General features: G+C 62.7%; 1 protein-coding gene. It reads left to right on the top strand.

The features are described 5' to 3' along the window. Window positions 1-244 (top strand): ATP-binding protein (locus B7449_RS18505; RefSeq protein ID WP_244465784.1); only part of this gene is annotated, 244 nt, incomplete at both ends.

Raw genomic sequence — 244 nt, 5'->3', positions numbered from 1 at the left:
CTTCACTTGTCGTCATGCTCCGTGGATTGCGGATGTATGGCATGGCCCAGGCCACGGCCGACCTCATCGAGCAGGGTGCACCTGCCTTCGAGGCGGCCATCCCCATCCTCTCACAACTCCTGGAGGCGGAACTGGCCGAACGCGAAGTGCGCTCCATCGCCTACCAGACAAAGACCGCCCGGTTCCCCGCCTACAAGGACCTGTCCGGGTTCTCCTTTGCCGATACGCAGGTCAACGAGCCCAT

This window comes from Komagataeibacter intermedius TF2 (assembly GCF_000964425.1).
Taxonomy (GTDB): domain Bacteria; phylum Pseudomonadota; class Alphaproteobacteria; order Acetobacterales; family Acetobacteraceae; genus Komagataeibacter; species Komagataeibacter intermedius.
Note: the sequence above shows the minus strand (reverse complement) of the source record. Positions and strands in the feature narration are given on the sequence as shown.